The sequence below is a fragment of the Pseudomonas sp. S3_B08 genome (assembly GCF_054667725.1).
Genome location: NZ_CP162750.1, coordinates 4,586,909 through 4,599,903 on the forward strand (window position 1 = coordinate 4,586,909; position 12,995 = coordinate 4,599,903).

Annotated in this window: 14 protein-coding genes; 7 read left to right on the plus strand and 7 right to left on the minus strand. The window is 58.3% G+C overall.

Features of this window, described 5'->3' with window-relative positions:
- Nucleotides 1-233 precede the first annotated feature (233 nt).
- From AB4N73_RS20850 to AB4N73_RS20860, 3 genes are all read left to right on the plus strand, one after another.
- Nucleotides 234-1,112, plus strand: coding sequence for an ABC transporter transmembrane domain-containing protein (locus AB4N73_RS20850; protein ID WP_460142493.1), 879 nt, complete (start codon nucleotides 234-236; stop codon nucleotides 1,110-1,112).
- 222 nt (nucleotides 1,113-1,334) lie between these two features.
- Nucleotides 1,335-1,997, plus strand: coding sequence for a hypothetical protein (locus AB4N73_RS20855; protein WP_460142494.1), 663 nt, complete (start codon nucleotides 1,335-1,337; stop codon nucleotides 1,995-1,997).
- Nucleotides 1,990-2,709, plus strand: a complete 720-nt coding sequence (locus AB4N73_RS20860; RefSeq protein ID WP_252879090.1) for an AAA family ATPase — start codon at nucleotides 1,990-1,992, stop codon at nucleotides 2,707-2,709. Before AB4N73_RS20855 ends, AB4N73_RS20860 begins: the two co-directional genes overlap by 8 nt.
- A gap of 55 nt (nucleotides 2,710-2,764) precedes the next feature.
- On the opposite strand, the gene AB4N73_RS20865 is transcribed toward AB4N73_RS20860, so the two are convergent.
- From AB4N73_RS20865 to dadA, 5 genes are all read right to left on the minus strand, one after another.
- The gene (locus AB4N73_RS20865; protein WP_039757383.1) at nucleotides 2,765-3,178 is read right to left on the minus strand and encodes a c-type cytochrome; all 414 of its coding nucleotides are present in this window, start codon (nucleotides 3,176-3,178) and stop codon (nucleotides 2,765-2,767) included.
- 181 nt (nucleotides 3,179-3,359) lie between these two features.
- On the minus strand, nucleotides 3,360-3,908 hold the full coding sequence (locus tag AB4N73_RS20870) for a cupin domain-containing protein (protein ID WP_016772566.1): 549 nt from the start codon (nucleotides 3,906-3,908) through the stop codon (nucleotides 3,360-3,362).
- A gap of 88 nt (nucleotides 3,909-3,996) precedes the next feature.
- The gene (gene alr, locus AB4N73_RS20875; protein ID WP_460142495.1) at nucleotides 3,997-5,070 is read right to left on the minus strand and encodes an alanine racemase; all 1,074 of its coding nucleotides are present in this window, start codon (nucleotides 5,068-5,070) and stop codon (nucleotides 3,997-3,999) included.
- 93 nt (nucleotides 5,071-5,163) lie between these two features.
- Nucleotides 5,164-5,517: a RidA family protein gene (locus tag AB4N73_RS20880; protein ID WP_460142496.1), complete on the minus strand. Its 354-nt coding sequence runs from the start codon at nucleotides 5,515-5,517 to the stop codon at nucleotides 5,164-5,166.
- The gene (gene dadA / locus AB4N73_RS20885) at nucleotides 5,489-6,793 is read right to left on the minus strand and encodes a D-amino acid dehydrogenase (RefSeq protein ID WP_460142497.1); all 1,305 of its coding nucleotides are present in this window, start codon (nucleotides 6,791-6,793) and stop codon (nucleotides 5,489-5,491) included. Before dadA ends, AB4N73_RS20880 begins: the two co-directional genes overlap by 29 nt.
- A gap of 153 nt (nucleotides 6,794-6,946) precedes the next feature.
- Here dadA and AB4N73_RS20890 point away from each other — a divergent pair, with 153 nt between their 5' ends.
- Nucleotides 6,947-7,435, plus strand: a complete 489-nt coding sequence (locus AB4N73_RS20890; protein WP_010465173.1) for an Lrp/AsnC ligand binding domain-containing protein — start codon at nucleotides 6,947-6,949, stop codon at nucleotides 7,433-7,435.
- Nucleotides 7,436-7,555: 120 nt separating this feature from the next.
- Here AB4N73_RS20890 and AB4N73_RS20895 read toward each other — a convergent pair whose 3' ends face one another.
- Entirely contained in the window at nucleotides 7,556-7,909 is a 354-nt protein-coding gene (locus AB4N73_RS20895) for a YkgJ family cysteine cluster protein (protein WP_041476668.1), read from the minus strand.
- 146 nt (nucleotides 7,910-8,055) lie between these two features.
- Here AB4N73_RS20895 and AB4N73_RS20900 point away from each other — a divergent pair, with 146 nt between their 5' ends.
- Nucleotides 8,056-9,366: an NAD(P)/FAD-dependent oxidoreductase gene (locus AB4N73_RS20900; RefSeq protein ID WP_460142498.1), complete on the plus strand. Its 1,311-nt coding sequence runs from the start codon at nucleotides 8,056-8,058 to the stop codon at nucleotides 9,364-9,366.
- Nucleotides 9,367-9,499: 133 nt separating this feature from the next.
- Here AB4N73_RS20900 and AB4N73_RS20905 read toward each other — a convergent pair whose 3' ends face one another.
- A complete protein-coding gene (locus tag AB4N73_RS20905) occupies nucleotides 9,500-9,742 on the minus strand; it encodes a DUF1127 domain-containing protein (RefSeq protein WP_460142499.1) in 243 nt (80 codons plus the stop codon).
- Nucleotides 9,743-9,917: 175 nt separating this feature from the next.
- Between AB4N73_RS20905 and AB4N73_RS20910 the strand changes: the two genes are divergently transcribed.
- Nucleotides 9,918-11,339 carry an aminotransferase-like domain-containing protein gene (locus AB4N73_RS20910; RefSeq protein WP_041476641.1) on the plus strand — a complete coding sequence of 474 codons (1,422 nt, stop codon included), beginning with the start codon at nucleotides 9,918-9,920 and terminating at the stop codon, nucleotides 11,337-11,339.
- 61 nt (nucleotides 11,340-11,400) lie between these two features.
- Nucleotides 11,401-12,969: a phospholipase D family protein gene (locus tag AB4N73_RS20915; protein WP_150742914.1), complete on the plus strand. Its 1,569-nt coding sequence runs from the start codon at nucleotides 11,401-11,403 to the stop codon at nucleotides 12,967-12,969.
- Nucleotides 12,970-12,995: the final 26 nt, after the last annotated feature.

The window sequence follows — 12,995 nt, forward strand, 5'->3', positions numbered from 1 at the left end:
ATTGGTGCGAAAAAATGGCCAAAGTTTCGACATAGGGCGAATCGCCTCTGTTAAGTCAGCAAGACGAACTGCCTCACAAGCGCACAGCTTTTTTCCTACATCACCTGTAATTCAATCACGCGCAACTACCAGACGCGTCTCAATTGTACTTATTTCATACATAGCTAGCATTGGACGCAAGATTCAAACGCTTTGCAAAAAAGGACCTCTCGCTTCGGAAGCACTGACCTCTAATGAAAAGCAACCTGATACTCTGCTGCTTTGGTGTAGGCATTGCGATTTTAACGAGCGCATCCCCCTATTTAATTGGCGCCTCAATCAATCTGTATCTGGCAAGCGACAGCTTTCATTTGTACGCGCTCGCGGGCGCTTCGCTCCTCCTCATCGCCACGCCCCCATTAAAGCTGGCAGCCAACATCTATCTACAAAAAACCGCGTCCAAAACAAGATTTATTCTGAAGAAGGCAATCCTGAATCACCTACTAGACAGAAGCTTCGAGCATACGCAAAAACCAGGCGAGCGGATCGAACTCATCGATGGCGACGTTGATGGCTCGATATATTTATATCACTCAATTTATCTGGATGTATCGCTGAACTGCAGCATCATTATCGCTGCGCTCCTGGTGACTGCCCACTATCATCCACTTCTGGCACTCGCACCACTTAGCGGCCTCGTTTATGCTATTGCGGCATATATTCTAAATCGAAAAAATAGCAACTCACTGTTTGCTGAGTACGTTCAAGAAAACACCGTAACAATAGGCGCCATCTGTGAGCTTTTGCTTAATGCAAAGCCATACACCAACAGGATCAAGATCGATATAAAAAATATCGAGCGCCTCGCTTTTCGCTCAAGCCTCAAAGCTACAACATTCGAATCAATGTCAGGCACATGTTATCCGGTAGCGATAGTGGTTTTATTATTGGTATCGGCCCATCTGCTAAGCGTTGGCGAAACGAATATAGGCTCAATTTTTGCCTCAGCCATCTATCTTGAACGCGTTCTGAGCCCCACGATGTCACTGATATCTATCTACTACTCGAGCAGAGAGGCATCTTATAGACGTAGTCGAATTCGTAGCTACGAACTGCAGCACGAGGGGCATTGAACTATGTTTATATGCTTGCGAAATAACCTGACCGTTTTTCTGCTTTCGGTTATTTGCCTTACCGTAGCAAGTATATGTCAATTGTTAATACCATCAGTCGTCGCAAAGAGCCTGTCGGCTCTTACTACTGGCTCCATTAACGCTGAATTTTATTTCACTCTTATCGCTGTTTTTCTAACCAAGCTATCAAGCCAAGCTCTGGGCAATTCCTTGGCAACGCTCATGGAAGCAAGATCCCGTTTTCTACTTGTCAACTTCATTGTGCATGATAAACGCCCCTCTCCATTATGTTCTCGGGTGACATTGATAAAAGAAGACGCGGAAAAAATTGCTTCCGTCATTCATGACACAATCCATCTCATAGGCTCTTGCATTTTGACGGTTTCCGCAGCCTATATTCTGCTCCAGGAAAACATCTATTTCTTCCTGCCCATCGCTTTAATTATTGTGTTGACGTGGGTGCAATTAAGATTTGCCAAGCCTGTAATCCAGCGGTTATATGCAGCAGAAATGTCGAAGGAAGATTTGTACAAAGAGTCGCTTATCAGCGCCTTCAACGTTTCCAGCGATGGCAAGCAAAGTAAAATGCAACTCATCAGTAGCTATGGATATTTGAAGGACACGGTAAGAGCACGCTACAAGTATCTGAAAGCAAGCGCCATACAATCCTTCTGGCCGGAAATGGCTATATCGGCGGGGACGGTATCGGTTATTTTCTTCAGCGCCGCTGCCACGCCGGAATTATTTGGCGAGCGTCTTATTGCTTGTCTCGGTTATATCGGAATTTTTACCATGGCCAGCACGGGTTCGATAAGACTCGGCATAACGATGATTGGCGTGAAGGTATCCGTCGATAGAATCTTCAGAGGGCATCGATATGAATGATCTGTTTATCCAGCAAATACGCCTGAAGCCAGACGTGACGGTGGGTGACCCGCTACAAAACCTCTTCCCCCTTGAACTGCGCAACTCGATAACGGTTTTTATTGGCGAAAATGGTGCTGGAAAGTCCACATTACTTGAAGCTATTGCCATCAAGTCAGGTTGCAATCCAGAAGGCGGTGGGAAGAATTTCAATTTCTCGACTGAGAACACTCATTCAAAACTGCACGAAAGCCTGACGCTCTCAAAAGGCTACCGAAGGGAGAAGGACGTTTTTTTCTACAGGGCAGAAACCTTCTACAACTTGAATACTGCAATTCGCAAGCTTGATGCAGAGGCGAGCTTTGATCCCGAAATAAAGACCTATTACGGCGGCGTGGATATGCACTGCCTATCGCACGGTGAAGCCATGGAGGCGTTGTTTCAACATCGATTCAAAGCCCAAGGTCTGTATGTGCTCGACGAGCCGGAAGCATCGTTATCCCCGTTGAGGCAATTGGTATTTATCCACCGGATCCTAGAGCTTTCGCGCGGCGGCGCGCAGTTCATCATCGCTACTCATTCTCCCCTCATCATGTCGATCCCGGGATGTGATCTGAGGCAGATATCGGGAGGGCGCTGCGAGCAAATAGCGCCCGAAGATACCGATGCTTACGCCGTGTACAAAGCGGTGCTCAATTCTGCCGGTGCCTATATTACGAAAAACATGCAGTGAGATTGCGGGCACAAAAAAAACCGTCCTGAGACGGTTTTTTCGAAGGCGACGCTGATTACAGACCGGACATCTCTTTGATCGCGCCCTTGAGCTCTTCATCGGAGCAATCGGCGCAGGTGCCTTTTGGCGGCATGGCGTTGATGCCGGTGATGGCCTTGGCGAGGATGCCGTCCAGACCACCCTGATGATCGGCCCGCTCCTTCCAGGCTGCCTTGTCGCCGATCTTCGGCGCGCCGAGCAGGCCCGTGCCGTGACAAGCGTTGCAGTGCTTGGCGATCACGTCTTTAGGGGCCTTTGCTCCGCCGCCACCGCCAGCGGTAGCAGCCACTTCCATACCCTTGCATTCCTGCCCTTGAACACACACCTGGCCGACGGGCTCAAGACGTTTGGCGATGTCGTCATTTGTCGCAGCTTGAGCGCTGACAGCCCAGAGGGCCAGTACGGTTGCTGGTGCAGCCAGCATTTTCATAATTAGGTTCACGCGTTCACCCTCAATGGTGGCTATTCACGCCTGCGGCCACGGTTCGCAGGCGGGCGCAAGTATAGCGGGTAGGCCGCTGTACTGAAACAACCCCATGGTTAGAGGGGTCTTGTTGCCCATCGGTAAAACGGTTCCGGGGCCTTTGCCGTATTGGCTTGGCGCCTTCTGCTTAGAAATTCGCCGGCGTGGCTGCGCTGATTAGTCGCGCCGGCACGTCGAACGGGTTACGGAAACGATGCGGCTTGGTACTTTCAAAATAGTAGCTGTCGCCGGCTTCGAGGATAAAAGTTTCCAGCCCCACCACCAGTTCGAGGCGGCCTTCGACCAGAATTCCGGTTTCCTCGCCCTCGTGGGTGAGCATTTCTTCGCCAGTGTCGGCGCCCGGCGGGTAGATTTCGTTGAGGAAGGCGATGGCGCGGCTCGGGTGGGCGCGGCCGACCAGTTTCATGGTCACGGCGCCGTCGGAGATGTCGATCAGCTCATTGGCCTTGTAGACGATCTGGGTCGGCTGGTCCTGCAGGATCTCTTCGGAAAAGAACTCGACCATTGACATGGGAATGCCGCCGAGCACCTTTCTCAGCGAACTGATCGATGGGCTGACGCTGTTCTTTTCGATCATCGAAATGGTGCTGTTGGTGACGCCCGCGCGTTTGGCGAGTTCACGCTGGGAAAGCCCTTTGAGCTTGCGGATCGATTGCAGTCGTTCACCGACGTCCAAGGCGGGAGCCTCCTGATGTTGTAAGAATATTGAGCGTTATCATGGCGACAGCGTTCAGTATTTACAACACTTGGCCCCCGCAGCGGCGTCAACCCTCGGAATAGAGCCTTGGCACACGTTTCAGGTTGCAGAAGATCTGATACGGGATGGTATCGGCCCACTTCGCCACATCGCTGGCGAGGATGTTTTTGCCCCACAGTTCGACGTTGGAACCGAGGCCCGCTTCCGGTATGTCGGTCAGGTCGATGCAGAGCATGTCCATCGACACACGCCCCAGCAGGCGGCTGAGTTTGCCGGCCACCAGCACCGGCGTGCCGGTCGGCGCCTGACGCGGGTAACCGTCGGCGTAACCCATGGCGACCACGCCGATGCGCATCGGCTTGTCGGTGATGAATCTGGCGCCATAACCGATCGGTTCGCCGGCCGGCAATTCACGCACGCTGATGACTTTCGATTCGAGGGTCATCACCGGTTGCAGGCGTTCAGCGACGGCGTTGGCTTCTTCGAAGGGGGTCGCGCCGTAGAGCATGATGCCCGGGCGTACCCAGTCGCTTTGGATTTCTGGCCAACCGAGCACGGCTGGCGAGTTGCGCAGGCTGACTTCCGCCGCCAGACCCTGACGCGCCGCTTCGAACACCGCGACCTGCTCGGCGCTGCTTTGCGCATGCAGTTCATCGGCGCGGGCGAAGTGGCTAATCAGCACGATTTTCGCCACCTTGCCGCTGGCCAGCAGACGCTGATAGGCCGCTGGATAATCTTTCGGATGCAGGCCGACGCGGTGCATGCCGGAATCGAGCTTGAGCCACACCGTGATCGGTTTGCTCAGGACTGCCTGTTCGATCGCTTCGAGCTGCCACAGCGAATGCACCACGCACCAGAAATCATGCTCGACGATCAACGCCAGCTCATCGGCTTCGAAGAAGCCTTCCAGCAGCAGTACCGGCGCGCGAATTCCGGCAGCGCGCAGCTCCAATGCTTCTTCGATGCAGGCCACGGCAAAACCGTCAGCGTCGGCTTCCAGCGCCTGAGCGCAACGCACCGCGCCATGGCCGTAGGCGTCCGCCTTGATCACGGCGAGCGCCTTGGCGCCGGTGACTTCGCGGGCAATTCGGTAGTTGTGGCGCAGGGCTTGGAGGTCGATCAGGGCACGGGCAGGACGCATGGCGGCAGACTTCTGGGCGGTCATGGGAAGAAAAACCGGCGCTGACTGACGACGCGAACCGTCAACAGCACCGGGAGAGGGATCTGTAAAACGTTATGGCAGCGCGGCGACGATGGATATCTCCACCAGAATGCTCGGCTTGGCCATCTTCGCTTCGACGGTGGCACGGGCCGGCGGGGCGCCTTTTGGCAGCCACTGATCCCACACCGCGTTCATCCCGGCGAAGTGCGCTTCAATGTCGTTCAGGTAGATCGTCGCCGACAACAGATGCTGCTTGTCCGTCCCGGCCAGATCGAGCAGGCGCTCGATATTGGCGAGCACCTCGCGGGTCTGCTGTTCAATTCCGGCGTCAAAGTCGTCGCCGACCTGTCCGGCCAGATACACGGTGCCGTTGTGGCTGACGATCTGACTCATGCGCTCATTGGTGAGCTGGCGCTGGATTGACATGTTTTGCGGACTCCTGGATCTGGTTGCCGTAACGGGAAATATCGAGGCCTTCGGCGCTGATCTGCGGCTTTTTCTTCGCCATCAGGTCGGCGAGCAAACGGCCGGAACCGCAGGCCATGGTCCAGCCGAGCGTACCGTGACCGGTGTTGAGGAACAGGTTCTTGAACGGCGTGGCGCCAACGATCGGCGTACCGTCCGGCGTGGTCGGACGCAGGCCGGTCCAGAAACTCGCTTCGGCCAGATTGCCGCCCTGAGGATAAAGGTCGTTGACGATCATCTCCAGGGTTTCGCGCCGGCGCGGGTTCAGCGACAGGTCAAAACCGGCGATCTCGGCCATGCCGCCGACGCGGATGCGGTTGTCGAAACGGGTGATCGCGACCTTGTAGGTCTCGTCGAGAATGGTCGAGGTCGGCGCCATGTCCGGGTTGGTGATCGGCACGGTCAGCGAGTAGCCCTTGAGCGGATACACCGGGGCCTTGATGCCCAGCGGCTTGAGCAACTGCGGCGAGTAGCTGCCCAGCGCCAGTACGTAGCGGTCAGCGGTTTCCAGCTTGCCGTCGATCCACACGCCGTTGATGCGATCACCGGCGTAATCGAGCTTCTGGATGTCCTGGCCGAAACGGAATTCCACGCCGAGCTTGCGCGCCATTTCGGCGAGGCGCGTGGTGAACATCTGGCAGTCGCCGGTCTGGTCGTTGGGCAGACGCAGCGCGCCAGCGAGAATGTCAGTCACGCCTGCCAGAGCCGGTTCGACGCGGGCGATGCCGGCGCGGTCGAGGACTTCAAAGGGCACGCCGGATTCTTTCAGCACGGCGATGTCTTTGGCGGCGTTATCCAGTTGCGCCTGAGTACGGAACAACTGCGTGGTGCCGAGGCTGCGGCCTTCGTAGGCGATACCGGTTTCGGCGCGCAATTCGTCGAGGCAGTCGCGGCTGTACTCGGACAGACGCACCATGCGCTCCTTGTTCACCGCGTAACGGCTGGCGGTGCAGTTGCGCAGCATTTGCGCCATCCACAGGTATTGGTCGATATCAGCGGTGGCCTTGATCGCCAATGGCGCATGGCGTTGCAGCAGCCACTTGATGGCCTTGAGCGGCACGCCCGGCGCGGCCCACGGCGAGGCGTAACCCGGCGAGACCTGGCCGGCGTTGGCGAAACTGGTCTCCATGGCCGCAGCAGGCTGCCGGTCGACCACCACCACTTCAAACCCGGCACGGGCCAGATAGTAAGCACTGGCGGTACCGATGACGCCGCTACCCAAGACCATGACGCGCATTTTCAATCCCTCATCGCGGCTTTTCGCCGAACTGTTTGTTAGAGCAATGATGGGCGCAGTGTAAAAAAGAAATGCCAGTGCTTTTCACTATATAAGCGCCTATATTTGGCGACAATTCTCGGCAAAAACCCTTTTCACGGAGGCGCATCCCCTATGCGTACCAACACTCAGACCAAACGTGAGCTGGACAAGATCGACCGCAACATCCTGCGCATCCTCCAGGCGGACGGGCGGATTTCCTTTACCGAACTCGGGGAAAAGGTCGGTCTCTCGACCACGCCCTGCACCGAGCGCGTGCGGCGCCTGGAGCGCGAGGGGATCATCATGGGCTACAACGCCCGGCTCAATCCGCAGCACTTGAAGGGTAGCTTGCTGGTGTTTGTCGAGATCAGCCTCGACTACAAATCCGGCGACACATTCGAAGAATTCAGACGCGCGGTGCTGAAGCTGCCGCATGTGCTGGAGTGCCATTTGGTGTCAGGGGATTTCGACTATCTGGTGAAAGCGCGGATTTCCGAGATGGCCTCGTACCGCAAACTGCTCGGCGACATTCTGTTGAAGCTGCCGCATGTGCGTGAATCGAAGAGCTATATCGTCATGGAAGAGGTGAAAGAGAGCCTTTGCCTGCCGATTCCGGATTGATCACCGCAATGATCGTTCCCACGCTCTGCGTGGGAATGCAGCCCGGGACGCTCTGCGTCCCAAAGGCCGAACGCGGAGCGTCCGAAGAGGCATTCCCACGCAGAGCGTGGGAACGATCGCTTACACCAACACCTGCCGATTCGCCGCCATGTACTCGAAAATCTGCTTCTCGACCCGTGGATGTATCAACTCCACCGGCCGCCGCTCGTTCGGGCACGGCAGGGTCTTGGTCGTACCAAACAATCGACAGATCAGCGGCCGCTCTTCATACACCGTGCAGCCATTCGGCCCCAGGTGCACACAGTTGAGTTCTTCCAGCGCGGCATCCTGCTCGGCGCGGGATTTGCGCGGCAGCCGGGCCATTTCCTCGGGCGACGTGGTCACCGGGCCGCAGCAGTCGTGGCAGCCCGGCACGCAGTCGAACGTGGGGATCTGCTGACGCAGGGTGCGGATTTTCTGACTGTTGCAGCTCATCGAAACGGTGACCAAAGTGGCGGGCTGATGATTGTGCCGCAAAAGTCCGGATCCAGACACCGCAGGCCGACCGATGTTGCCCACGTTCGGGCGCGCGGCTTATGCTCCGTCAAATTTTCTCGACACTCAGCCGTTGGATGATGCCCATGACCGCCCGCGCCCAGACCACCGCGAGCCAACCCCACGTTGCCTCTTATTACGCCGCCAGCAGCCAGCCGCAGCCTGATCATCCCGTGCTGCAAGGCGAGGTGGTGGCGGATGTCTGCGTGGTCGGCGGTGGCTTTTCCGGGTTGAACACGGCGCTGGAACTGGCCGAACGCGGTTTCAGCGTAGTGTTGCTGGAAGCGCACCGGATCGGCTGGGGCGCCAGCGGTCGCAACGGCGGGCAGTTGATTCGCGGTGTCGGTCACGGCCTTGACCAGTTCGCCAATGTCATCGGTGCCGAGGGCGTGCGCGAGATGAAACTCATGGGCCTGGAAGCGGTGGAGATTGTCCGTCGGCGCGTTGAGCGTTTCGGCATTGCCTGCGACCTGACCTGGGGCTACTGCGACCTCGCCAACAAGCCTTCCGATCTCGACGGTTTTGCCGAAGATGCCGAAGAACTCCGCAGCCTGGGTTATCGCTACGAAACCCGTCTGTTGCAGGCCAGTGAAATGCACACCGTGGTCGGTTCCAAGCGCTATGTCGGCGGTTTGATCGACATGGGTTCCGGGCATCTGCACCCGCTGAATCTGGCGCTGGGCGAAGCGGCAGCGGCGCAGCAACTGGGCGTGCAATTGTTCGAGCAATCGGCAGTGACGCGCATCGATTACGGCCCCGAAGTGAAGGTGCACACCGCGCTAGGCTCGGTGCGGGCGAAGACTCTGGTGCTGGGCTGCAATGCCTATCTCCATGACCTCAACCCGCAACTGAGCGGCAAGGTCCTGCCCGCCGGCAGCTACATCATCGCCACCGAACCGTTGAGCGCAGAGCAGGCGCACAACCTGCTGCCGCAGAACATGGCGGTCTGCGATCAGCGGGTGGCGCTGGATTACTACCGGCTCTCGGCGGATCGACGCTTGTTGTTTGGCGGCGCATGTCATTACTCGGGACGCGATCCGAAAGACATCGGCGCCTATATGCAACCGAAGATGCTTGAAGTGTTCCCGCAACTGGCCGGGGTGAAAATCGATTATCAGTGGGGCGGGATGATCGGCATCGGTGCCAACCGCTTGCCGCAGATTGGCCGGCTCGCCGACCAGCCGAACGTGTATTACGCCCAGGCCTATTCAGGGCATGGGGTGAATGCCACACACCTGGCCGGCAAGCTGCTGGCCGAGGCGATCGGCGGGCAGCATGGCGGCGGCTTTGATCTGTTCGCCAAGGTGCCGCACATCACCTTCCCCGGCGGTAAGCACTTGCGCTCGCCGTTGTTGGCGTTGGGGATGTTGTGGCATCGGCTGAAAGAGTTGGTCTGAGGGTATCTCGGCGGCCCTTGATCCGCTTTCGCGAGCAGGCTCGCTCCCACAGTAACCGCGTTTATTCAGGCAGAACGCAGTCACTGTGGGAGCGAGCCTGCTCGCGATGAGGCCCGCAAGAACAATACAGATCTCATATCCGCCAAAACGGCTTCAACCCCTCCTCCCTTGCCTGCTCTCGCGTCAGCCCGACATCCCTGAGTTGCTCCGGCGTCAGTCCCAACAACGCCTTGCGCGTGTGCAGACGATGCCAGAACAGCTCCCAGCGACTGAGGCCGGACGGCGCGTTACGCAGCAGATTGCGAGCGTTGTCCTTTTGCCCTGCCGCCAGTTCCTGACTGTGTAACGTCAGCCGCACATCGCTCAAGCCGTTCATTTTCGTTGCTCCTGTTTACTTGGGTAGCCAGAGATTCCATGATGCGCGGGCGAGCAAAACCATTACAGACTCAAAGAACCAGTATTAACTCCATACAGATTTGCCGATTCATCGACTGAATGACTGATTTTTGCCGCATCTGTACTGGTTTTCACCAAGACGCACCGAGGCCACCATGACTCTGTATGTAAACCTCGCCGAATTGCTCGGCACCCGCATCGAACAAGGCTTCTATCGTCCCGGCGACCGCTTGCCGTCGGTGCGTGCCTTGAGCGTCGAACACGGAGTCAGTCTGAGCACGGTGCAGCAGGCGTATCGCGTGCTAGAAGACAGCGGTCTGGCCACGCCAAAACCCAAGTCCGGCTATTTTGTCCCCGTCGGACGCGAGTTGCCGGAGCTGCCCGCAGTAGGCCGCCCCGCGCAACGGCCGGTAGAGATTTCGCAATGGGATCAGGTGCTGGAATTGATCCGCGCCGTACCGCGCAAGGACGTCGTGCAATTGGGACGTGGCATGCCCGATGTTGGCTCACCTACCATGAAGCCGCTGCTGCGCGGGCTGGCGCGAATCAGCCGCCGGCAGGACATGCCTGGTCTGTATTACGACAACATCCACGGCAACCTCGAACTGCGCGAACAGATCGCACGGCTGATGCTCGATTCCGGCTGTCAGTTGAGCGCCAGCGATCTGGTGATCACCACTGGCTGCCACGAAGCGCTGTCCACCAGCATCCATGCGATCTGCGAGCCGGGTGACATCGTCGCGGTGGACTCGCCGAGTTTCCACGGCGCCATGCAGACCCTCAAAGGCCTGGGCATGAAAGCCCTGGAGATTCCCACCGATCCGCTCACCGGGATCAGCCTCGACGCCCTGGAACTGGCGCTGGAACAGTGGCCGATCAAGGCCATTCAGCTCACCCCAAACTGCAACAACCCGCTCGGCTACGTCATGCCCGAGTCGCGCAAACGCGCGTTGTTGACGCTCGCCCAGCGTTTCGACGTGGCGATCATCGAAGACGATGTGTATGGCGAGCTGGCCTATACCTACCCGCGCCCGCGTACGATCAAATCCTTCGACGAAGACGGCCGCGTGTTGCTCTGCAGCTCGTTCTCCAAGACCCTGGCGCCGGGGCTGCGCATCGGCTGGGTGGCGCCGGGCCGATATCTGGAGCGAGTGCTGCACATGAAATACATCAGCACCGGCTCCACCGCACCACAACCGCAGATCGCTATCGCCGAATTCATCAAGGCCGGCCATTTCGAGCCGCACTTGCGGCGTATGCGCATGCAGTACCAACGCAATCGTGACGCGATGATCGACTGGGTGACGCGCTATTTCCCGGCCGGCACCCGCGCCAGTCGCCCGCAGGGCAGCTTCATGCTCTGGGTGGAGCTGCCGGAAGGTTTCGACACGCTGAAACTGAATCGTGCGCTGCACGATCAGGGCGTACAGATTGCCGTTGGCAGCATCTTTTCCGCCTCGGGCAAGTACCGCAATTGTTTGCGGATGAACTACGCTGCCAAACCAACAGCGCAGATCGAAGAAGCGGTGCGCAAGGTCGGCGCTGCGGCAATCAAATTACTCGCTGAGACCGACTGACCTTTTTTGCGCGCCCGGCGTCCAAATTGCCGACCTCAGCCGCCAACCGGAACGACCCTACGTGAGCTTCAGACAGCCCCTACTCGCTTTACTGATACTCGCCTCGTTCCTCAGCGGCTGCGCCAGCCTTGATGTGCCGCGCGAACCAAGCCAGGCCCTGCCGGCGTCGGACTCCAGCTTCGGCCGTTCGATTCAGGCTCAGGCCGCGCCCTACAAAGGGCAGTCGGGGTTTCGCCTGCTCTCGGACAGTGGCGAGGCCTTTACCGCCCGCGCCGAGCTGATTCGTCATGCGCAGGTCAGCCTCGATTTGCAGTACTACATCGTCCACGACGGCATCAGCACGCGGATGCTGGTGGAGGAAGTGTTGAAGGCGGCCGACCGTGGCGTGCGCGTGCGCATCCTGCTCGACGACACCACCAGCGACGGCCTCGACCAGATCATCGCGACCCTTGCGGCACATCCGCAGATCCAGATTCGTTTGTTCAATCCGTTGCACCTGGGGCGCAGCACCGGCGTAACACGCGCGGCCGGGCGACTGTTCAATCTGTCCGTGCAGCATCGGCGCATGCACAACAAGTTGTGGCTGGCGGACAACAGCGCGGCCATCGTCGGCGGGCGCAATCTGGGCGATGAATATTTCGACGCCGAAGCCAACCTGAATTTCACCGACATCGACATGCTCAGCATCGGCCCGGTGGCCGAGCAGCTCGGGCACAGTTTCGACCAGTACTGGAACAGCGCGCTGAGCAAGCCGATCGACGAATTCCTCTCCAGCCAACCGACCGCCGTCGACCTGCAAAACACGCGCACGCGCCTGGAAGAATCGCTGGAAGAAACCCGCAAGCAGAACCACGCGCTCTATCAACAGTTGATGAAATTCACTACCGACCCGCGCATGGACATCTGGCGCAAAGAGCTGATCTGGGCCTGGAACCAGGCGCTGTGGGATGCGCCGAGCAAGGTCCTGTCCAAGGGCGAACCCGATCCGCATCTGCTGCTGACCACACAACTGGCGCCGGAACTGACCGGCGTCAGCAAAGAGCTGATCATGATTTCCGCCTACTTCGTGCCCGGCCAGCCGGGGCTGGTTTACCTGACTGGGCGCGCCGATGCCGGGGTCTCCGTAAGTCTGCTGACCAATTCGCTGGAGGCTACCGACGTGCCGGCGGTGCATGGCGGTTACGCGCCCTATCGCAAGGCGTTGCTTGAACACGGGGTGAAACTCTATGAGTTGCGCCGCCAGCCTGGGGATAACTACGGCAGCGGGCCACGCGTGTTCTACAGCAAGTCGTTTCGCGGCTCGGATTCCAGCCTGCACAGCAAGGCGATGATCTTTGATCGACGCAAATCGTTTATCGGCTCGTTCAATTTCGACCCGCGCTCGGTGCTGTGGAACACCGAGGTCGGCGTCCTGGTGGACAGCCCGGAACTGGCCGAGCACGTGCGCGCACTGGCGCTGCAAGGCATGGCGCCGACCTTGAGTTATCAGGCGAAACTCGAGGACGGCAAGGTCGTCTGGGTCACCGAGGACAACGGCCAGATGCATACCCTGACCAAAGAACCGGGGAGCTGGTGGCGGCGCTTCAACTCATGGTTCAGCACCAGCGTCGGCCTGGAGCGGATGCTGTAAAAAGCAAAGATCGCAGCCTTCGACAG

What these genes read in the sequence shown, in the direction of transcription:
- dadA (WP_460142497.1), bottom strand. Translation starts at nt 6,793, where the DNA reads ATGCGCGTCATGGTCTTGGGTAGCGGCGTCATCGGTACCGCCAGTGCT.
- AB4N73_RS20855 (WP_460142494.1), top strand. Translation starts at nt 1,335, where the DNA reads ATGGAAGCAAGATCCCGTTTTCTACTTGTCAACTTCATTGTGCATGAT.
- AB4N73_RS20905 (WP_460142499.1), bottom strand. Translation starts at nt 9,742, where the DNA reads ATGAACGGCTTGAGCGATGTGCGGCTGACGTTACACAGTCAGGAACTG.
- AB4N73_RS20865 (WP_039757383.1), bottom strand. Translation starts at nt 3,178, where the DNA reads ATGAAAATGCTGGCTGCACCAGCAACCGTACTGGCCCTCTGGGCTGTC.
- AB4N73_RS20860 (WP_252879090.1), top strand. Translation starts at nt 1,990, where the DNA reads ATGAATGATCTGTTTATCCAGCAAATACGCCTGAAGCCAGACGTGACG.
- alr (WP_460142495.1), bottom strand. Translation starts at nt 5,070, where the DNA reads ATGCGTCCTGCCCGTGCCCTGATCGACCTCCAAGCCCTGCGCCACAAC.
- AB4N73_RS20890 (WP_010465173.1), top strand. Translation starts at nt 6,947, where the DNA reads ATGCGTACCAACACTCAGACCAAACGTGAGCTGGACAAGATCGACCGC.
- AB4N73_RS20910 (WP_041476641.1), top strand. Translation starts at nt 9,918, where the DNA reads ATGACTCTGTATGTAAACCTCGCCGAATTGCTCGGCACCCGCATCGAA.
- AB4N73_RS20850 (WP_460142493.1), top strand. Translation starts at nt 234, where the DNA reads ATGAAAAGCAACCTGATACTCTGCTGCTTTGGTGTAGGCATTGCGATT.
- AB4N73_RS20900 (WP_460142498.1), top strand. Translation starts at nt 8,056, where the DNA reads ATGACCGCCCGCGCCCAGACCACCGCGAGCCAACCCCACGTTGCCTCT.
- AB4N73_RS20880 (WP_460142496.1), bottom strand. Translation starts at nt 5,517, where the DNA reads ATGTCAATCCAGCGCCAGCTCACCAATGAGCGCATGAGTCAGATCGTC.
- AB4N73_RS20895 (WP_041476668.1), bottom strand. Translation starts at nt 7,909, where the DNA reads ATGAGCTGCAACAGTCAGAAAATCCGCACCCTGCGTCAGCAGATCCCC.